Annotated in this window: 18 protein-coding genes; 8 read left to right on the top strand and 10 right to left on the bottom strand. The window is 49.1% G+C overall.

Going from position 1 to position 20,661, the window contains the following annotated elements; translation table 11 throughout:
- Position 1 precedes the first annotated feature (1 nt).
- Entirely contained in the window at positions 2-751 is a 750-nt protein-coding gene (locus AAX04_RS03980) for a hypothetical protein (RefSeq protein ID WP_156519682.1), read from the top strand.
- 5 nt (positions 752-756) lie between these two features.
- A complete protein-coding gene (locus tag AAX04_RS03975; protein WP_066794334.1) occupies positions 757-1,308 on the top strand; it encodes a hypothetical protein in 552 nt (183 codons plus the stop codon).
- 4 nt (positions 1,309-1,312) lie between these two features.
- On the opposite strand, the gene AAX04_RS03970 is transcribed toward AAX04_RS03975, so the two are convergent.
- Positions 1,313-4,216, bottom strand: coding sequence for a DEAD/DEAH box helicase (locus tag AAX04_RS03970; protein WP_066794332.1), 2,904 nt, complete (start codon positions 4,214-4,216; stop codon positions 1,313-1,315).
- A gap of 179 nt (positions 4,217-4,395) precedes the next feature.
- Here AAX04_RS03970 and AAX04_RS03965 point away from each other — a divergent pair, with 179 nt between their 5' ends.
- The 4 genes from AAX04_RS03965 (at position 4,396) to AAX04_RS03955 (ending at position 8,462) form a co-directional block, all read left to right on the top strand.
- Positions 4,396-4,800 carry a Trm112 family protein gene (locus AAX04_RS03965; protein WP_066794330.1) on the top strand — a complete coding sequence of 135 codons (405 nt, stop codon included), beginning with the start codon at positions 4,396-4,398 and terminating at the stop codon, positions 4,798-4,800.
- A 112-nt stretch (positions 4,801-4,912) separates the two neighbouring features.
- Positions 4,913-5,074, top strand: coding sequence for a hypothetical protein (locus AAX04_RS11835; protein ID WP_156519681.1), 162 nt, complete (start codon positions 4,913-4,915; stop codon positions 5,072-5,074).
- Positions 5,071-7,488 (top strand): AAA family ATPase, encoded by a 2,418-nt coding sequence (locus AAX04_RS03960; RefSeq protein WP_066794327.1) that lies wholly within the window; start codon positions 5,071-5,073, stop codon positions 7,486-7,488. Before AAX04_RS11835 ends, AAX04_RS03960 begins: the two co-directional genes overlap by 4 nt.
- 14 nt (positions 7,489-7,502) lie before the next feature.
- On the top strand, positions 7,503-8,462 hold the full coding sequence (locus AAX04_RS03955; protein ID WP_066794324.1) for a hypothetical protein: 960 nt from the start codon (positions 7,503-7,505) through the stop codon (positions 8,460-8,462).
- A 112-nt stretch (positions 8,463-8,574) separates the two neighbouring features.
- Here the strand turns inward: AAX04_RS03955 and AAX04_RS03950 are convergent, their stop codons facing one another.
- From AAX04_RS03950 to AAX04_RS03940, 3 genes are all read right to left on the bottom strand, one after another.
- Positions 8,575-9,060 (bottom strand): AAA-associated domain-containing protein, encoded by a 486-nt coding sequence (locus AAX04_RS03950; protein WP_066794321.1) that lies wholly within the window; start codon positions 9,058-9,060, stop codon positions 8,575-8,577.
- A gap of 32 nt (positions 9,061-9,092) precedes the next feature.
- On the bottom strand, positions 9,093-9,659 hold the full coding sequence (locus tag AAX04_RS03945; RefSeq protein ID WP_066794318.1) for a helix-turn-helix domain-containing protein: 567 nt from the start codon (positions 9,657-9,659) through the stop codon (positions 9,093-9,095).
- A gap of 83 nt (positions 9,660-9,742) precedes the next feature.
- Positions 9,743-12,028 carry a hypothetical protein gene (locus AAX04_RS03940; RefSeq protein ID WP_066794315.1) on the bottom strand — a complete coding sequence of 762 codons (2,286 nt, stop codon included), beginning with the start codon at positions 12,026-12,028 and terminating at the stop codon, positions 9,743-9,745.
- Positions 12,029-12,162: 134 nt separating this feature from the next.
- On the opposite strand from AAX04_RS03940, the gene AAX04_RS03935 reads away from it, so the two are divergent.
- Positions 12,163-12,816, top strand: coding sequence for a GntR family transcriptional regulator (locus tag AAX04_RS03935; protein ID WP_066794422.1), 654 nt, complete (start codon positions 12,163-12,165; stop codon positions 12,814-12,816).
- Positions 12,817-12,826: 10 nt separating this feature from the next.
- Here AAX04_RS03935 and AAX04_RS03930 read toward each other — a convergent pair whose 3' ends face one another.
- On the bottom strand, positions 12,827-14,809 hold the full coding sequence (locus AAX04_RS03930; RefSeq protein WP_084761186.1) for a GH116 family glycosyl hydrolase: 1,983 nt from the start codon (positions 14,807-14,809) through the stop codon (positions 12,827-12,829).
- 87 nt (positions 14,810-14,896) lie between these two features.
- On the opposite strand from AAX04_RS03930, the gene AAX04_RS03925 reads away from it, so the two are divergent.
- Entirely contained in the window at positions 14,897-15,412 is a 516-nt protein-coding gene (locus AAX04_RS03925) for a hypothetical protein (protein ID WP_066794306.1), read from the top strand.
- Between the two features lie 195 nt (positions 15,413-15,607).
- On the opposite strand, the gene AAX04_RS03920 is transcribed toward AAX04_RS03925, so the two are convergent.
- The 5 genes from AAX04_RS03920 to AAX04_RS03900 form a co-directional block, all read right to left on the bottom strand.
- Positions 15,608-17,218: a bifunctional ADP-dependent NAD(P)H-hydrate dehydratase/NAD(P)H-hydrate epimerase gene (locus AAX04_RS03920; protein ID WP_066794303.1), complete on the bottom strand. Its 1,611-nt coding sequence runs from the start codon at positions 17,216-17,218 to the stop codon at positions 15,608-15,610.
- 83 nt (positions 17,219-17,301) lie between these two features.
- A complete protein-coding gene (locus AAX04_RS03915) occupies positions 17,302-18,738 on the bottom strand; it encodes a hypothetical protein (protein WP_066794300.1) in 1,437 nt (478 codons plus the stop codon).
- Complete coding sequence (locus AAX04_RS03910; RefSeq protein ID WP_156519680.1) at positions 18,717-19,541, bottom strand: hypothetical protein; 825 nt, start codon at positions 19,539-19,541, stop codon at positions 18,717-18,719. The genes AAX04_RS03915 and AAX04_RS03910 overlap by 22 nt, the downstream gene beginning before the upstream one ends.
- Positions 19,534-20,097 (bottom strand): stage II sporulation protein M, encoded by a 564-nt coding sequence (locus AAX04_RS03905; protein ID WP_066794295.1) that lies wholly within the window; start codon positions 20,095-20,097, stop codon positions 19,534-19,536. The genes AAX04_RS03910 and AAX04_RS03905 overlap by 8 nt, the downstream gene beginning before the upstream one ends.
- Before the next feature lie 223 nt (positions 20,098-20,320).
- The gene (locus tag AAX04_RS03900; RefSeq protein ID WP_066794293.1) at positions 20,321-20,605 is read right to left on the bottom strand and encodes a hypothetical protein; all 285 of its coding nucleotides are present in this window, start codon (positions 20,603-20,605) and stop codon (positions 20,321-20,323) included.
- Between the last annotated feature and the right edge of the window lie 56 nt (positions 20,606-20,661).

The following is a 20,661-nucleotide window of genomic DNA, read 5'->3' as shown; positions in this document are numbered from 1 at the left end:
CATGGCTGGGCTTGGTGAATCAACCCTTGTGGGGGTTGTTATATTAATAGCGGTGGTCCTCGCCATGGCGGCAGCCTTCATGATATACGCCATGGGTAACTTCAATAGGTCAGCTGCCTTAGCCTCACTTGCCCAGGCGGAGGCGTTCATGACTAACGTAGCTGATGATGTCGAGGCATCAATGTACGTGCCTGGTACTGTGCTAGTCTACGCCTTACCAACCACTGGGTACGGCGTCTTTAACCTAGTCAGCGGCTTCTGCACAATATCAATAAACGGAACCACCTATGGTAGTGGCGCCGTGGTGTATGGGGTACCACCAAGGCTGGTATCATACCAAGGTGGTTTCATAGACGTGATTAGGGGTGGGGGTGCTAATGGCCTACCAAGCTCCACCAATGAAAGTACAATTGTGCTTAACCCAGCTGCACCGTTAATATCAATAGTCCAGTTCGGCTACGGCCAGTTGAACGGCGTAACCTACGGCACCTACATAGCCATGTTCCCGAGGTTAATGGCTATCAGCAGCGGCTCAAACACTTACATCTACATCCCCATGATTAACGTTAAGCCGTCGTCATTTAGGACCGGGTTAAACATCAACGTCACTAACGTCTACACAATGACTCTACCCACCAAGAGCAGCTTCACGATTAGTGACTCCTGTGGCCCATTCAACAACAGTTATACTATACCAGGCGGTGGGGTGGTTACCTTGGTCTTCATTAACATGACAGTAACCTTCAGGTGACTTAAATGGACTTGGTGGGTTACATAATAATAACGGTAGTCCTCGTGGCCCTTGCCATGGCGATCTACTACTACGTCAACTACTACCTAACGTACAACATGCTTAACACTGCCAATTACCTGGAATCCCTAGTCTACAATGCCGTGGTCCATGAGTTCCAGAGTGCCGCTGCACTGGCGTCGTTGGGTAACGTAATTGGCAGTTTCACGTACCAGTTAACCCTACCAAGCTCAACAGCCCCTAGCCAGGGCATGGCACTCTACTACACGGTAACCCTATACCCCAGTAACCTACCTGGGGGTGGGGTTGGCCTCTACGCCAACGTCACGGTTACCGTTAGCCTAGGGCAGCTTTACGTTAAGGTGAGCAGGGTTAACTTACCCGTTTACTCATCATCTGAGCCATTCACGGTGGTAGCCTTAAACTGCCTTAACGAGCAGTCGCCAGTGACCCTAGTCAGCGGTAGTTGGTCAACAGCACCAACCCCAGTTCCGAGTTGCACCTGGAGTAGTGCCACAGTTGCCGAAAGTGAGGCCGTTATTATTGTTGAGAAGTAGCGGGTTATGAGAAGAACCTCTGCCTCATCTCCTCCCTCTCAGCATTATACAGCCTAGCCACGAGGTCACCCAGCTCCTCCGTTGACCCATCCGATGACAGCAACTCCTCAGCCCTACGCAGACTAATCCTACTGGCCACGGCCAGTAGGCCCCTCCAACCGTACTTGGTTATCAACTCACCAGCCTTAACCAACCTCTCATAATCATCACCATCACCCCTCCTAAGCAGCATAGCCACCTTGTCAGGCTCCATTTTAGAAGCCGCCAGCTTAACCGAACCGCACCTTGGGCACCTTAAATCCTTAATCAACTCCTTAACCTTACCAACATATACATTGCCACAGTTGAGGCAAGCCATGGTCAATGACTCATTCATTAGTCTAGCCTTAACACTCTCCATTATCAACTTATCTAGGCGCTCCGGGGCTATTACCTCAAGCCTACTACTGGCCTTGCTCAGTATCTCCCTAGCCATTGGGCTGAACTCACTCCTCTCAAAAACCTGAACCTTAATTGAACCCTGGCTAATTGCCCTAAGCACGGCCACTGCCCTATCCACGTCAAGGTCGCTTGTTATGAACTCCCTAAGGGCCTCCACGTAGACGGGTGTCCCCTCAAGCGCCTGGATTAGGTTTGTTATGCTTATGTCTGAGAGGGACTTGTCACCCTTAATCACGTTGAACCTCCTGGCTATGTGAATCACCTTCCTCTTGAATAGCCCTGTCTCAAGGGCAATCCTCCTTATGTACTGCAGTAGCTCATCCATGCTTAACCTGGCCAGTGAATTAAGGGCATCTATGATAATGCTGGTGTTAACGTTGCTGGGTAATTGAAGTATTATTGCGTATGGGTCCTGCTGAACCCTGACGGGTAAGCCAAGCTCATTTGTCATGTAACTGGCCAGCAACCTAGAGAGGGTCCTGTTAACCAGTGTACCGAAGCTGGCGTGCACCACCACTAATTCACCAACCCTCTCAATAACCACTACGTCGTCTGTTGGGACGAAGCCGTGCCTCAACTGTTCCCTAACAGCCGACACCACGTACTCAATGGTACGCCTTGATACGCCTAACTTCTCCGTGAGCTCGTCGACCACCGCCTCGTAACCCTTCCCAACCATTAACTCGTCGGCAATTACCCTCTTAATCCTCCCAACGTCCTGGGCTATCTCGAAGGGCACCGGTATCTCTTCCCCAATCCACGATGGTATCGCCCCCACTGGATCCTTAGCTGGCTCAACGTAGACGACATCATCCTTGATGGACCTTAACACCCAGACGTTACCCCTGAAGACGAACTTAACCCCAGGCTCACCGTACTCAGCCATGAAGGCCTCGTCCAGTACACCCACGGCTTCATTGGTGTCTATCCTGGTGACTAGGTACTGCTTCTCCTCTGGTATCATGGATAGGTTGTTGAAGAAGTACATCCTCAACTCAGCCCTGGACCTGGGGTTCCTTGGCTTAAGCACCACCCCCTCATCCTCAATGAAGTACACTAACCTAGGCCTAATGCCCTCACTCATGAACCTCAGGACAGCCACCAACTCATCCCTGGAAAGGTTTCTGTAGGGGTAGGAACCCTTAACAATGTTCATTATCTCGTCGACAGTCCACCTAGGCCTCATCAACACCAGGGAGGCTATCTGGTTGAATAGGACATCGTAGGGCTTCTCGGGTGTTTTAGTGGGTTCAAGCCAACCCGCCCTAGCCCTGTTAACAATGGCTATGGCCTCCAATGTATCGTTAATGTCCTCAGTCACCACAACACCCCTTGGCACCTTATCTAACCTGTGCCCACTCCTACCAACCCTCTGAACCAGCCTAGTGGCTTGGTGTGGGGATACGTATTGGATGACTTGATCCACGTGCCCTATGTCTATGCCCAACTCCAGGCTTGAGGTGGCCACAACAGCCTTAAGCCTACCACCCCTAAGCATCTCCTCAGTGTTAAGCCTACTAACCCTGGATAGTGAACTGTGGTGTATCGACACTGGGTAGGTTGGGTTAACCATCAGTATTCTTGAGGTTAGCAGTTCAGCCATGGACCTCGTGTTAACGAAGACTATCGACGACTTACCCTCATTGTCAATCAGGTTCATTATGTACAGTAGCCTGGCTAGGGCATCCCTGTGGAAGAGTTCATCGACGTTAATACCCTCGGCCTTAACGTACCTACCCTTAAGCTCCTCTATTTCGTCACCACTTAACGTCACGGCTGGGTTAATGACGTCGAATTTGTAGTCCCTCACAAAGGATAGGTTAATGATCTCACAGTCCTCATCATTACCGACCAGGAACTTAGCCACCTCACTGGGTGAACCCACGGATGCCGATAACCCAATCACCTGGAACCTGCCGGCGAGCATCTTAAGCTTCTGGAGCCCTATGGCCAATTGACTGCCCCTCTTATCCTCAACCAACTCATGGACCTCATCGACTATGACCCACTTAACCTTGGATATATGTTCCCTAAGCCTACTCCCAATGAAGAGTATTTGAAGTGTCTCAGGTGTAGTTATGAGTAATTCAGGTGGGTTCCTGCTCTGCCTAGCCCTCTCATTCTTATCAGTATCCCCATGCCTAACCGCCACGTTTAAACCGGCATTACTAGCCCACCACTCAATCCTCCTCAACAAATCCCTGTTAAGAGCCCTTAGGGGGGTTATGTAGAGTATGTAAACTCCCCTGGGCTTATCCTGGGGCAGGTTGAGGTACATGGATAAGACGGGTAGGAGAGCTGCCTCAGTCTTACCACTCCCCGTTGGGGCCATTAGGAGCGTGTTTTTGCCGCTTAAAATAACTGGTATTGCCCTAACCTGGGGTTCTGTAAGCTCCCTAAACCCCCTCTTAACCATCAATTCCCTAATCAATGGGTGAAGCATGTTAAGCGCATCATCACTACGCATTATTACTACCACCGACGTCAATAATCCCTTAAAAAAGTTTCCACAGTACAAATAGATATGATTCTACACATCACGCGCAGGCAAGCCTAGGCAGGTCCATTGCACCAGGCTCATTGCTCAACTACTTGATGCTAGGGCTCTGGAGTAATATTTTTAAGTACATGTGTCAAGACCTGTTGATGAAATATAGGCTAATGGACATTTTAGCGTGCCCGTACGATAAAACATTCCCACTAACGCTAGTGGTGTTTGAGGAGAAGCAGTACCCGGAGAGGACGTATACGGGTAAGGTGCCGTTCTGCGAATTGTACTGCGCATTCAAGAAGATGAACATCAAGGATATGAAGAACCCGGCCCAGGAGGCTCCATGCGGTGAGTGCATAAAGCATGAGGTGGTTAACGGTATACTCTACTGCCCAACATGCGGTAGGTGGTACCCGATAAAGGACGAGATACCCATACTACTGCCCGATGAGTTGAGGAATAAGAAGGATGATGAGGAGTTCCTCGAGAAGTACAAGGATAGGATCAGGGAGTTAGCCCCAGACATAGCGCCAAAGATACTTAAGCAAACCTCTCAATAAGCCATCACCCTCAAGGCGGTAATCACCTGCACACGAGAGGGGCTAAAAACCCAGGCCTGTGTTAGACCTGGAGCGAAACCTTAATAATCACTCTCAACATTCTAAGGGCTGGATGAGCAGTAGGCCTGATGACGTGGCTGAGTTGATAAGGAGTGAGTTCGGTGAGGACTCAGACCTTGTGCTTAGCCTTTATAAGGCTTATAGGGAGAGGGGTGTTAGGGGGGTTAGGGAGGAGTTAAGCAGCATGCTTGGTAAGTATGGGGTTAAGGTATGAGCAACCGCCTAACAATCACTTCTCTGGAGTTGGAGGGGTTTAGGGTTTTCAAGGGTAGGGTAGGCTTCAACTTCATTGATGGGATAAACATAATCCACGGCCCAATAGGCTCAGGCAAGTCAAGCATAATACAAGCCATCGAGTTCGCACTATACGGCAACCAACTCGAGGCCAGGGAGAGGGTGGCTAAGTTAAGCGACTTGATAAACGAGGAGAGTAGTGAGGCATCCGTAACGCTTAGACTGGGGAATAACATGATAGTTAGGAGGCTAACCCGCAGGGGTGATTCAACTTACCAAAGCCTGACCCTGAACGGCAACAGGGTGCCTGATGAAGAGGTCGTCGCCCTGCTGGGCATTGACAACGACGACTTTGAGAGGTTCATACTGGTCAGCCACAAGACACTTGAGGAGTTGGTTTACGGGCCTGTTAAAAGGAGGACAATAGCCATAGATAGGCTCTTCGGCCTGGAATTCCTAGAAATACTGGGCAACGTATTACCCATTAGGCAGGTTAATGAGGCCATTGAGGCCAGGAAGCAGAGGCTAGCCAGCATAAGGGAGGTGGAGGACTTGCTACGCAGGTATGGCTCAATCAAGGCTGCAGTGGATAGGAGGAGTAGGTTAGCCGCCGAGGTGGAGGGTATTAGGGACCAGATTAAGTCTATATCATCGGCCTACGTTGAGTTAGCCAACAGGAGGTCTAGGTACCTTGAGGCTATTAGGAAGGTTGAGGAGCAGTATACCAGGTACCTTTACGTTAGGGAGAGGCTCAGGCAGCTTGAGGAGGAGCTTAGGGGCGTTAGGGAGGAGGATTACGGGGAAACCCTGATTAAAGGGAGCCTAGAGGTCATTAGGCACATGCTTATGCCAAGACTCGAAACAGCCATGCTACAGGACCTAGCCGAGAGGCTCGAGAAGGCAACAACGATAGATGAACTACTTGAGTTAAGCTACAGCGGCGTTAATGCGCTTAACGGCAAGGTGAGGGAGCTTGAGGAGGAGCTTGAGGAGATGAGGAGGAGTAGGGAGGAGTTGAATAGGTTAATAGAGAGGGCTAGGGGAGAGTTAGCCTCAATAACCGAGAGGCTTAACAACCTTGAGAAGGCGGCTAGGCAATACTCTGAGTACGCCAAGAGGTATGGGGACCTAAGCAAGGTTAAGGCCGACCTTGAGGAGGCGAGGGCGCGGTACAGTGAACTTGAGGCAACGGCCAGGGTTAAGGCATCAGCCCTCGAGGTGCTTAACTACCTGATAAGGGAAATTGAACTACATGGTGAGGCGACGTGCCCAGTGTACGGGTTTAAGGTGACCCAGGATAAACTGGGTGAACTTAAGGAGAGGGCCAGTGGCCTGCAGAGGGAGTTAAGCGAGTTAAGGGTCATTGACGTTAAGAACCGTATCAGTGAACTTGAGGGTGTTGCCGTGGAGATGGAGAACCTCTACAACCAGTACCTCCAGTACCAGGAGTTAACCAATAGGGCTGGGGAATATAAGGCGCAGTTAAGCCAGTACCTGGATAAGTTGCAGAGGGTTGAAAGGTCCATAGCGGACCTGGAGAGGAGGATAAGGGAGTATAAGAGCGTGGTTGAACTAGCCAGTAAGAGACTTGAGGAGACTGAGAAGAGGTACCTAATCCACAGGAAGCTTAAGGAGAGGGACTCGCTTAGGGCTGAGGAGGATAGGCTACTTAATGAACTTAAGGGGAGTGGTGTGAACCTTGAGGAGGCTGTCAGTGTGGATGAGGCGATGAGGGACATGGAGAGGAGGATGGATGAGCTTAGGAAGAGGCTTGAGGAGGCCACGGCTGAGTACATGCAACTGGACACCGTTCTATCGAGGGTAAGCCAGGGGGAGGTTGACGTTGAGAAGCTGCTCAGCGAGGTTAAGGAGCTTGAGGATATCAACGCCAGGTTTCAGCGCATACTGGGTAGGCTTAGGGAGGTTCAGGGGAAGGTTAGGGGGAGGGTTGTGGAGATGATACAGTCCAACGTTGCAAACCTGTTTAGGCAGCTTTACCCCTACAGTGACCTGGAGGGCATCACAGTTAGGCTTAAGGAGAGGAGGGGTGGGGGAAGCGACTACGTGCTCTACGCCACTAGGGGCGGTAGGGATGTACCTATCTCTAGGCTTAGCGATGGCCAAAGGTTAACCCTAGCCCAATCCTTCGTACTGGCTGTGTATAGGCTAATGCAGCATAACGCAGGGTTCATACTGATGGATGAACCCATACCGTACGTTGACGTTAACGCCAAGGAAACCTTCTCAGCAACAATAACCAAGGCCGTTGAGGAGGGGGTTATTAGGCAGGTTATCCTAGCCACCCAGGATAACGAACTCCTGGAGGCGCTACTTAGGAACGCCGATAGGGGTAACGTCAAGAGTAACGTAATTAAGCTTCAACGCCCCAGTTAAGTAGCAGGCTAAGAATGCAGGCACTACTCTCACTATCATCAGCATTGAGGGGGATGTGCAGCGGCCTCTACATCAACGGTAGGCTACTTAACAGGTACGGTGGGTTTAATGAAGTCGCAGTGCAGGTGTTACTTGGTAGGCTTAGGGTGTGCAGGAGACGTGGGATCGGGGATGTTGTGGCAATGGTTGGCGACTTCCCAATCCTAAGCGGGGTAGGTGGCCATGAGGCGGACTGCCTAATAGACCATAAGTGCAGTGACCAGGTTAGCTGCAATGCAGCAATGCCCGAGCACCCGCGGTTCATTATCGATGTTTCCCTTTGGAGGAGGCACACCAAGGGTGAGTTAAGTAGCCTAATGGTTCAGTTGATGCAAACCATCAGGGAGGTGAGGAGGTACCTGTGGGATGGGAACATAACCATAAGTGGCGCTGACCCAGAATTCATAAGCCTCTTCAAGGCAGCCGCAGGCAACATGAGAACCATGGTGAAGTTCACAGGCGGCATACCTGTTGATTACTTGAAGTCGGCTATAATGCTAGACCCCTACGGCGAGGTCGAGTTAACGGAAACCATGGTTAAGACCACTGAAACCTTCATAATAGGTGGGATAAGTGACAGTGAGGTCGTTAGGAGGGGTGAAACGTACGAATTGTATAGGCTGATTAAACTGGGTGAGTATAACGTGCCCAGGGTTAGGATAACGCTCAGAGGTGTGTTGACTGGGGTACCGGAGAGGATAAATAAGGTGGTTTCAATACTACTGATGGTTAGGTTCAGCGGTTACGGCATTAATGATGCAATCATAGTTAACCAGTCCAAGGCCGATAAGCTGGTTAGGCTCAACAGGGAATTGAACCTAACTAAACCCACCAGTCCCAGTGACGTTTACGAGCTACTGACGTGGCTTGGGTTGACGCCATGGGATAGTAAGGTCCAGGCCCTGTTAAGGAGGATTAAGTTGCCCTCACCTTAACGATTACGGCTATGGGCAATTAAGTAACATGGAGTTGAGGCACACCTATTACCTATTAACGGTACACATGAAACACAGATTAGTGGCCACCACCGTTAGTTGGGGACGACGGCTAAACTATGATGTACTCATCACCCCTCTTCTTTATTAAACCAGCGTATGCACCCCACTCAGACAACAGCACTGTTAACAGGTCCCTTATGCCCGGTGCCTTAAATTCACTATACCCCTTGTTAATCAGTGCCGTTATTAGCTTATCCAATGGGAACGGTTCACTTCGCCCTATTTCAATGGCAGTTTTAAAGGGCTCAATGTTGGATATCAGGTCCCTAAGCATCCTCCTACGTTCAGATATCTTGGAGTTGAGGAATTTGACACCTAGCTCAGTGACCGCAACGTCACCATTATCCACCTTGATGAAACCTAGGTATATTGCAGCGTTTAAGTTGGGTATTATGTCATCTAGGTCAGCATCCATGTGTTGAGCGACGGCGTATATGTCAGCCCTACCCCCAAAGTCGTTTAGTATGGTGTCTATCAACCCTATTACATCTGTTAACCTGGAGTCCAGGGGCATTATTGGGCTTCTTTGCCCCATAAACACTTCAGTTAAACTAATGCGGACTCAACTTATGAACTTTTCGCAGAGGTAAGCATTGACCTGCCACCCTCCTTACTCCTAATTATATCAACCCAAACATTATCCCTAACAAAACTCGGCAGATTTAAGTCCCTGCCATCGCCGCTAACCCTCGAATCCACATAACCACCACAATTCACCACCGCCATGGAGCTTACCAACTTTTTCAACTCCATTAAAGCATCAATGATCCGTGAGTAATCATCCTTAAGGAGCTTAATATCCCTACTTAACGACGCCAGTAACTCGTTAACCTCTCCGAGGTTAACAACACTGGGTTGGATCGGCTGAGTAGCGTTCACTGTGAAGCTTAAGTTGACTAGGGTAATTCCTGCTTGCCCACCCTGGGGCTGTACATAATCTTCCTTACCGCCTGTTGGTGATTCAGCCTGCTCGCTAATGTTCAGGTCACCCCTTAGCTGGGAGCGGTATTTCGATAATGCCTTATAGACAGTGTTTATTGAGATGCCTAGCCTTTGGGCTATCTCCCTAGGCCTTAAACCCTGCCTGTAGTAAAGGTCCCCAACCGCAAGCTCAGTCTTAGTTAACTTAACCATGCCTATACACTCTGGTTAATGATTCAGAGTAATAATAACTTACCGTTTAAAAAACATGCATCCCACTAATATTACCACTCAACTTAACGTAGTGATGCACGGCTTCTGGCTAGTAGAGCTATGAGGATTATCACTAGTATTAGCACTATGTAAAACAGTATTGATGATGGCTTGTTAGGTATTAATAAACTCACGAACTGCTGGGATAACGATGGGTTAACGTGTATGGTGAATGCGTCGTTCTGAACCATGGGTATTAACGAACCTGTCTGGTTCCATAGCAGGGTCAACGTGGCCCTGTAGTCGCCTGGGTTTATGCCGTTCTGCACGTCAACCATGAATATTATCTCCTTCTCCTCACCAGGCTTCAAATCACCTATGAATAGTGTGCCAGCTGTTAAGGCGCTTAGCGGGTTGCTACTACTGACATGGGGCTCAATGACGCCTTGTCCATTTAAAATGACTTCAATATTATTAGCCGTTACATTACCCTCATTGGCTATCGTTATGTAAATCGGGACATTGCTATCACCAACGCTTAAATTACTGGTCACGTTAACCACCACTAGGTTTGCCTTAGGCTTAATGACCAGTGGTATGATGTAGGTCTTGTTGAAGCTTATCCCATTAACTATGAGCGTTAGGTTGGCGTGAACAGTGGTGTACAGGTTGTTAACCGTGGATATCACGAAGTTCACGGGCACTGGTTCACCAACAGGTAGGTTGCCTATGTCAACTACGCCGTTGGATGGGTTAACCACGGTAACGTAATTATCCCCAATCAACCTAACCTTAACATCCCTAGCCACTGCCGTCCCTGAGTTACCTATGTAGACTGTTAGTAGGGACTGTGGGTAACCTGGGAATAGGTTGGGTGGGTTAGTGTAGTACGACACAACCACCACATTAGGCACACCTGAAATGACCACCGGAATCCCCCTCACAGTTAATGAGCCACCGCTGTACGTTAACGTTAAGTTAGCGTAGTAAGTCCCAGCCCCCACGTTGGTTACGTTAACCATGAAGGTCACGTATATTGGTACGCCAACAGGTACATTACCTATGGTTACGTTCCTGGTTAACGGTATTAGGCCATTTGGTAATGATACATTAGCCTTAACATTGAAGGCTGGTGACGTACCTGAGTTCACCACTATGAAGGTTAATGGTACTACCCCATAACCTGGCCCAACGGTGACTGGGCTACTTTGCGAACCCCACACCGTACCCTCCACAACCAGCCTAGGTTCCCCTGAGACAACGAGTGGGACCTTTACAATTGCGGTTAAGCCATTGTTGTAAGTTAAAGTTAAGTTTGCATAATAGGTACCTGGGCTTACATCAGTCACGTTAACCATGAAAACTGCGTAAACTGGGACCCCAATGGGTGCGCCGCCTATGGTTACTGAGTTAATAAGTGCCTTGAAGCCTCTTGGTAGGATTATCGTTGCATTTACATTAACGGCGTTGGCGGTGCCCGAATTAACTATGGTTACGAATAGTGGTACAACGCCGTAACCTGGCCCAACCGCAATTGGACTGCTTGGCGAACCCCAGCCAGTGCCCTCCACGGTTAGCCTTGGCTCACCCACAATGGGTATGCCTATGGTTATGTTTTGGGTGGCGTTAGAGAAGTAGTGAATGACCACCCTACCGTTAACTACCCCAATCGGCGCATTACTAGTCACGTTAATGAGGAAAATTGCGTAAACCGGTGTTCCAGGTGGCACGTAGCCCACGTAGGTTTTGTTAATTATTGGCACTAGTCCATTGTTCACTATCAGCGTTACGGATGCATTATTCGCCACAACGTTGCCGAGGTTGAGGATGGGCACCACCAGGGGTAGGATGCCTACGCCGGGTGTCGCCTCAATGGGGTTACTTAAAGAACCCCACACAGGTAATCCACCGCTGAACTTCACGTAGCCGAGTATGGGTATTGTGATGTTGAACTCACTGCTCATGTTTTTAGGAATTAGCAGTATGCTTTTGTTTAAGATGACCTCACTTAACTCCACGTACGTCACGTTAACTCTAAGCTGGTAAATGCCGTTAACAGCCCCTGGGTTAACATCAATAAGCTCAGTAATGTTGATGCTTGATCCAGGTGGTAATACAGGTATTGTGGCCTTGTATGACCCATTTACGTAGTTATATGGGCCAAAGGGGAAGGTGAATAGTGGTTTAATGGTTACGTTGAATAACGCCTGGTTACCGTTGTTAACCACCCTTATCACCAATGGCACTGCATCCTGCCCGGGGGCAGCCAACACGTTAACATACCCAGTAATCACTAGGGCACTTACCACATGCACCGTGATGAGTAGCGTAGCCGTTACTAACAGTAAAGTGAACGCCCTGCCAGTCATAGCGCCACCGATATCGGAAACCTTTAAAAAGCTTTCCCTAAAATCCGCAGCGGCCTTAATGCCTAAGTTAAAGTCCAGGACCCTTTAACGAAAAATAAACTTATAAATACACTGAGAGGTATACCTAGGTGATTATGGAGACTAGGCTACTGGTGGATAAGGTATATGAGGAGCTGTTAAACGCAATAATCCAGGGGAAATTTAAGCCAGGGCAGATACTTAGGGAAGATAAGGTAGCATCAATGATAGGTGCAAGTAGAACCCCTGTTAGGGAGGCCTTGGCTAGGCTTGAGAAGGAGGGGTTTGTTATTAAGGATAGGAGGAGTTACGTGGTTACCCCGATAACCAAGGAGGATGTTATCCAGCTGTACGAGGCCAGGATACCCCTTGAGGCCATGGCGGCCAGGTTAGCAGCTCAAAGAGCCACTGACGAGCAGCTAGCCAGGATGAACAGCATAATTGAGGCCATAAAGGTTGAGGTCATGCAACCTAACCCAAACCCCATTAAGCTAGCTGACCTAAACGGCGAATTCCATGAACTAGTGGCCGAGGCCAGCGGCAATAAAGTCATATCAAGTGTGCTTAAGCAGATTAGGCTTAAGTTAAAGATAGTCAGAGTTAACATATTTACAAGCTACAGTAGGAGACTTGAGGAGACTAAGGAGCATGGGGAAGTCTACGAGACCATAGCAGCCAGAAACGCCGACGCCGCCTTCATTAAAATGCTCACCCACGAGCAAAACGTGCTGGAGTACGTTAAGAACAACGTATTACCCTACTACTTTTAAGGAACATAATTCATTGGGCCTTGTTTACGTATTTCATAGCCATGTAGAGTAGGTAGGGTGAGGCGCTCCCTATGTAGTGGTCGAGGCCCACATTCCTACCCTCCACTGCGTCTATCCTTGAGCTTTGGTTCCACGGATCCAGCCTGGCTATTGTCTCCCACTCCTTCTTAGCCACCTCAAGCCCCTCGTTAACCATACCCCTAAGCACCATGTGGGCGGCTACCGTGAAGCTTACCCTAGGCCAACAGGACCTCATTTGACCTGAGGATAAGTCCACGGTCCCATCAGGCTTAACGGAGTTGGCTAGGCAGTATGGGGAGGGCTTGTGGTTAAGCTCGTATATTGACCTTAAAGCCGACTTAAGCTTATCATCATCAACAATTGGGAGTAGCTTAAGCATGTCGCACCAGAATTGCCCAAGGACCTGACTGTTCATGCATGATTCATTGGCTGAACCATCCCTTGACCTCCAGGCTATGAAGTACCTCCCATTCCATAGGGAGTTGAGGACATCCCTACCTCTCCTGAGGCACTCCACATACTTACCAGGCAGCTTGACACCAAGCACCTCAGCGGACTTCAATAGGGCTTGGATTGCGCACAGGAACAGTGAGGCCACGTAAGATGAGGCGCCGTACATGTTGGTACCATCGTAGGAGTTGTCGAACCCACCCCTTGAGTCTGGGATGCAGTCCCCATCGTGATCCTTTCCCATTAACCAATCAATAACCTCCCTCATCCTCTTGAAGTTCCTCCTAAGCAGTTCAATGGACCCCGTGAACACGTAATCCCTATAGATCATGAGGACCCAGGTACTCCCCAAGTCATTCCATGGGTACATGAAGGATGCGCCGTATATTGGATCCTCTATGCTCTCCTCACCTAGGTCATGCGGAACCTCGCCATTGCGTATATAGAAACCGAAGAGCTCATCCATTTTGATAACCAATTCTGGGTATAGGTCTAGGAGGGCGAAGGATAAGCCATCCCATGTCATTGAGCCTATGGTGTTCATGAGCGGTGCTATGGATAAGGACTCGTAGACAGCCAACCTACCATCCTTAGTCAACCAGGTTGATGATGAGAGGATGTATAGGCTGTTCAACACAGCATCCCTTAACCAGCCGTCTATGTCAATGTCAAGTGGCCTTAGGTGTTCAGAGTTCTCCAGGGCGTACTCAGCTACCTCAACGGCTGAGTTGAAGAAGTTCTCGTAATAATGCCCGTAGGGGTAGTGATGCGGCCTTGAGTTGAAGAACCAGGTTATGAAGAACAAGGCTTCCCCATCAACCCTCTTCCACACTATACCGGCAATCTCCTCCCTTGCGTAGGGCTTAATGGTGTACCTACCCTCATCACTCAACTTACTTAACCTACTGAACACTGATATATCCTCCGTCATGCCCCCCACGGTAGGTATCCAGTATGGGTAGCCTGAATATGTGCTGCAGCCCTCACACCCTATGAAGACCTCGCCGTAGGCTGGGTCACTTTGGAGTGACCTTAGGTTCCTGAAGAGGACCCCATTGACCTTACCCTTAACGGAGTAGTTAACCCTACCCCACCTCCTACTCCCCACTATGTTTGGGAAGGAGAATGCCACTGTCCCACTACCCCTAACCCTCGCCACTATTAGGGGTAGTGACGAATCCTTTACATTACCCTTAACGATGGGTGTGTAGAACTCCACCTCACTGATGGGTAGGCCAGTGAACACGTACCTTATCCTAGGGTACTGCGCCTCGACGTTAATCCTGTCAACATGCCTATACCTGGGTTTAACCTCCACGTGCTTACCTGGGTTTAGCTGGAGGAACAGTGGCTCATCCTCAAGTAGGACTACGTGGAAACCCCTAACAACTTTAATTGGGTTGAGCCAGTTGTTCATTATGGTCACGTTGCCTATGGTTAAATCTGGGAAGAACTCAATTGCGCCTGCACCTATACCGCCTAGTGGCATGCCACTGTTAAGTTCCCTACCACTCACGTCCATTAAATACCCAATTGGATACCGGTATATATGCATTTATTGCCCGTCGATTTGAATAATCAATTTAAGCCGGCTTAAACCCCCTAATTAATGCTGATACCATTCTACAGGATTAGGGGGGATCTTTGGATTGAGGCTTATTTGATAGGTAGAGTTGATGCCTTAGCTAAGGTTAGCTTAATCAAGTCGTTTAAGGGTGGGGGATCCGGGAATGGTAGTTTAAAGCCTATACCATACCAGGACATTAAGAGGATAATAAGCTATGATATTGAGTGGATTAACAAGGCCATAAGTGACCTTGAAGGTGGATTCAAGATGCGCTTCAGGGATTACGTACTCATACCCATGTACAACCCCGGCCAATACATGGCTAAAATCAACATGAACCTGATTGACATTGTTACCCTGAGGGTCACTAAGAGGATTTACGAGAAGTTACTAAGCACCATGCCTGATGAACCCTTCGAGGTGAAGTGGTTTAACGTAACTGTGGAGAATGATTCAGTGTACGTTGAGGGTAAGTACGACGAAGCCTTAACAAGCGCATACCTAAACAATGAAAGCCTAAGGAAGGCACTATTAGACCTATTAACAAGGGGATCCTAAGTACTTCACGGTCTTTCCATGAATAACCCACCTAGACCTGAGGTGCACATTGAGGACGCTGTTAAGTGGCTAGGTGTATTAGGTTAAAAGGCATATACTACTGGCAATAGGAATGATAAAGATTCCTACCTAGTCTGTAGTAGACCTTAGATTAAAAATTAAATGACCCCCTTTAAGGCCATGTTTAAGTTGCTATTATCCGTTAAGTAGTCCACGTCTACTTAGGTATTCCCTTAGGGGTTTATGTATGGCCTCCTTAACCACCTCCTTGGAGTTTTTGAATATAGAGAAGACCTTGGGTATCTTGTTGACCACATCGAGTGGAGTTATGTGGTAGCCCAACTCCAAGGCGGCTAAGTCGCCTGCCGCACCAGTTACGAATGCCGCTATGGCGGCCGCCTCAAATGGGTCATTAACCCTATGCAGCATTGTCGCCAGCACCCCAGTTAACACGTCACCCGTACCCCCGACTGTCATACCTGGGTTACCCGTCATGTTAAGCTTGAACCTTGAGCCATCGCTAATGACGTCCACGTTACCCTTAAGTAGCACCACGCTCCCCTGGCAGCACCTTGAGACCTGCTCAGTTAGCCATTGACCAAGCTCCAGTGGTGTCGCCTTAGGCACCTCAACCCCAATTAACTCCCTCAACTCGCCTGCATGTGGGGTTAGCACCATGCCCTGCCTAAGTAGGTTAAGTCTCTTACCAGCCCCAATCGCCTTTATGGCATCCGCATCAATAACAACCCTCTTACCCAGTTTACCCGCTGCCTCAAGTATAATGTAGACCGCCTCCATCGTCTCCCTCTCAAGCCCAAGCCCAGGCCCAATGGCAACCACATTAGCCCTCTCAATACCCTTAAGCACAGGCCCCACGTTATCCCTGCTAAGCACCTCACCCTCAAGGGGTACGGCTATTAGGTTGGGCGTCTGGGACCTAATGTCGTGGGCAACCTCATGGGGAGCGTAGACTATTGGTAAATCCGCCCCAGTAACCAGTGAAGCCAGGGCTGTTAAGGCTATTGCACCCGTATACTCCCTGGAGCCCCCTATTATTGCTATCCTACCGAAGTCACCCTTCTTCGAGTCAGGTCGCCTGGCGTAGTTTAAGTGAAGTAGGTCGCCTGGGCCCACTATCAACTCCGCCTCCCTAGGTATCCCAATGTCCACGACCACTAACTCACCCACGTACTGCTTAGCACCCTCAGTCACCAGGCCCCTCTTGGCCCTATGCATGGTGACCGTTACATCAGCCTTAACCGCCTTATCAGTGACCTCACCAGTATCCGGATCCATGCCTGATGGCACATCGACGGCCACCTTAGGCGCCTTGGACATGTTCATTAGGTCTATGGCCGCTGAGGCCGGTTGCCTAATCCTACCCCTAATCCCAATGCCGAAGACGGCGTCAATGATGACGTCAGCCCACTTAACGAAGTAGTCCTGGTAAGCCAGCAGCTCAATCTCATCCCTAGCCTCAAGTATCCTGCAGCCCAGTAGGTTTAGGCATATTTTAAGGTTCGTGGCAGCCGGCTCCTCGGTTAGGTCACTCACCTTGCCTAGAAGTATAACCACAACCTCCCTACCTGAATTGTACAGGTACCTACTGGCCACAATACCATCACCACCATTGTTGCCTAAACCAGCCACCACCAGGATCCTCTTGGCCTCAGGCCACTTCGACAGAACAACTTGAGCAACACCCCTACCGGCGTTCTCCATAAGTATCCTACTGTCTATACCAAGGTACACCGTATTGGCGTCCAGCACCCTCATCTCCAGGACAGATATTGCCCCCGAACTCATATGTAGTAGCAGGTGTTGGGTGTATTATAGTATTGCGCCAATGAACTAGTTATCAGCCTACCCCATACCGCTGGGCAATGGGGTCAAGACCTCAATGAGGTAACTAGGGTTAACCATACGCTAAGCGATACCGCAACGGCGGTGGGTAACGTTATCACTGGGCTTAGTTCCATAGGTTGCCTGATTATTAGAATTGTGTGGATGTTAAGCAACATGCCGTATATGAGCCAAGAGACCACGCACATCACTGAGGCTAGGATTAACGTGAATGTTGATACAACCCGCCTAGCGTATTCGAGGGTAGCCACGTACTGCAGTGGCTTAGCTATAGGCCCAATGGCCCAGGCAATCACCCTGATCATTGAGACTAGTCCTAATAGGCCAGCTGAGGTAAGCCCAACCGCCACTGCAAGGAGTACTACGAAACTGGCGTAAAGCATCTCAAGGCCCCTGAAGTAAGATCTAGCGTACTCGGAGTAACTACCCTCAATGCCGGCCAACTCACCGGTAAAGGACACCAGCGATGCGTTAACAACGGTGCTTCCCGTTATGTTAACCCTGGTTGTGAAGAACTCACCACCCCTATAGGCGGTTACTACATATGAACCGCACGGCAATGTGACGTTAAAGTTACCCCCAGGCCTAATAATGAGGACCACGCCGCTACCGTTAACCACGGAGACCTCGGCATCACTGGGTGAATTCACAGTTAACGTGCATTGCCTAGTGAACTTTGAAGGCTTTGAGGGGGGATTGATGGTCATTGTTAGTTCCTTGGGAGCCTCGCCAATGGGTATCGGTGTCCCATTTAATACAGCGTAGATGACGTAGTAGTTCAGCGGTAAGTTCACTATATTAACCCCCGGCTTAACTGGGCCATAATTTACGAGATAGCCTAAGCCCAAGTAACCATACTTTAGGTCTACGGTTTCATTAAGGGTATTGACTATTGTTATGTTGATCCCACGCCTCACCAACCCCTCAACCCTCCCCCAGTATTCATTGGGGATAAGTATCATTGTCGCCGCGCCATAGCCAACATTGGAGAGGGGCATGGTGTAGTTGATGCTACACATGAGGAATGGTTCACTGCCCCTAACCACCACTGAAATGGGCACGGTCACTTGCCTAACGTAACTCGTGAGTAAGTGTAACCCAGGTTTAACACCCACAATGGAGCCGGCTATGCAGACTGGCCCAGTGATGTTATTTAACCCCATCACCATCACCACGTACCTGTAATCGACTAGGGCTAGGGCTATCACAATGGGCGTGTTCCTAATCCCAAGTTGGCTTAAGGCGTAAGAGAGACTCATGGGTACCATGCCTGTGAAGGGCATTAATGAGCCGTTACTTGTTATTGCGTGCATGCCGAAGGGCGCCTTAACCATGGTTAACCCAGCGTAGGCCAGTGAGGCAAGTAGGGCTATGCCGTAGGTTAAGAGCCCTATGAGTATCGAGGCAAGTAATGCATGAACCAGGGTCCTCCTAAGCATCATTAACGTGAGCTTAACCTCCACGACGCAACCACCGCAATCAGCATTGGAGTGATTAGGGTGATTAACTGCCCAATTACCATTAATGGTGGAGCCCCGTAACTAAACCTAACCAGGCTCTGCCTACTTAAAAGCAACCCAAGGGCTAAGTCCTCAAGCGTAGCCACCAATAGGTAAGATGAAACCACCAACACCGTTAAGTGGGAGACTGCCTCAACTAACCCACCACCCATGATGAATCTAAGTCTCCTGAAGGCCTCTGTTAAGTAGCCTAGGTGGCTTAGGGATAGGTACGTGGATGATAAACCAACTATTGTCAAAAACACCACGTACATCAGTGAAGTGAAGCCTGACACATTACCCATTAGTACGGTTGAGAAGTAGGAGACCGGGTCCTTAGGTATGATTAAGGTTCCGTTGGAGCCGTTGCCCAGTTCACCTAGCTTAACCACCATTAAGTAGCCATACGCAGGGTAAGTGACCAGTGAGCCGCACCTCAAAACCTCAGTTAATTCACCAACTACTGGTTGGGGTAGTTCCCCAAGAACAATGCACTCGTTACCCCTAACACTGATGCCGTATAGGCTTGCGTAGGCTGCATTAGTGACGTAGAAGGGTATGGACATGTTGCCGAGTTTAACTAAGCCGTAATCCACGGGCACCTTAAGTAGGCCACCTGTGTACTGCTGGTTAAGCAACGCAATATGGCCAGCCAGGGCAATGGACACCAGGGCTATTGATGACGCCACGGAGAAGAGTAGGTACCTTACCGTGAACACCCTTAAAATAACCCACACCGCCCTAAACCTGAGCATTACATTAAACATTAGCAAAGGCACCCGCTATGGTTAACTCAATGTATTCCACGTAGGCTGCTATGAATAGTATCACCATCGAGATTACTAGCCTAATCACCCAGTGAGTTAGCGATGCAGCGATGTACCTGCGTTTAATCAGGTTCACGGAGACATCAACAGAGTTGTAGGCTGAGAGTGAGTATGAGAATAATTCAAGTAGGCCATGTGGAAGTACAGCTGAGGTCACGTAGGCCGCAATCAGATATATGATACTTAAGCCCATCCTAGCGACGACTATGTAGCCAAGCGCCGCTCCAGTGAACCCAATCAGGAAGACATATATCACTGGTCCTATGAACGGTATGTTCATTAGTAGGTTCAGCGTTAAATTATGCCTAAAAATAACCATGGGTGATGGATGTTGGGCCAGCTGCTCCAACTCCTGCAGCTCACTACTGGGTATAACCTTGATCCCACTTATTGACAGTAGGTAACCCAAGGCCTCACCCAGGGCCAGTAGTATGAATGTTAGGAGGTAGTATAAGAGGACCCTCCTGGTTAGTAACCGTGGCCTACCAGTATCCATTAATCCAAACCCCCTGCGTCGGATTTTTGTTTATTTTCCCAATGGCAACAATTAAACCATAAACCCTCAAGACCTGCCATCCCCCATGGAAGGTGTAAGGCCGTGCAATGCGCATATCCATAGGATTAGGGATGGGCATAAGGGTTAATACCCACCCTAAGGTAGTTGGGTAATTTAAGCATACATGCCGGTGTAGGTGGGTATGGTTAAGCACGCTGGCGTCTCATAGTTTGCTTATTCTGTAAAGCATGTATAGCCCTATTAGGCTCAGCAGGGTTGATGCTAATAAGGGTACGGCCACGTGGTAATCAGTGTTGCGTATAGCCCACCAGTAGTAGTAGGAGGATAACAGAACTATGCTTTGAACTAGGAATAGGAATGCAGCCGTGATGAGCAGCCTACCCACCGGTGTGAAGCCCGTGTCTAAGTATTCCCTGAGTATTAGGGCCACTATGAATGTCTGAACCACCACTAGTACTATGTCAACCATCCATATCAAATCATTCATATTCATATTTTTAAAGCTTAGGCAACAGTAGGTATATAAAGATTTTTCAACAATAC

It is taken from the genome of Caldivirga sp. MU80, assembly GCF_001663375.1.
Classification (GTDB): Archaea; Thermoproteota; Thermoprotei; order Thermoproteales; family Thermocladiaceae; genus Caldivirga.
The sequence above is the reverse complement of the archived record's forward strand: the minus strand, read 5'-3'. Positions and strand labels throughout refer to the sequence as shown.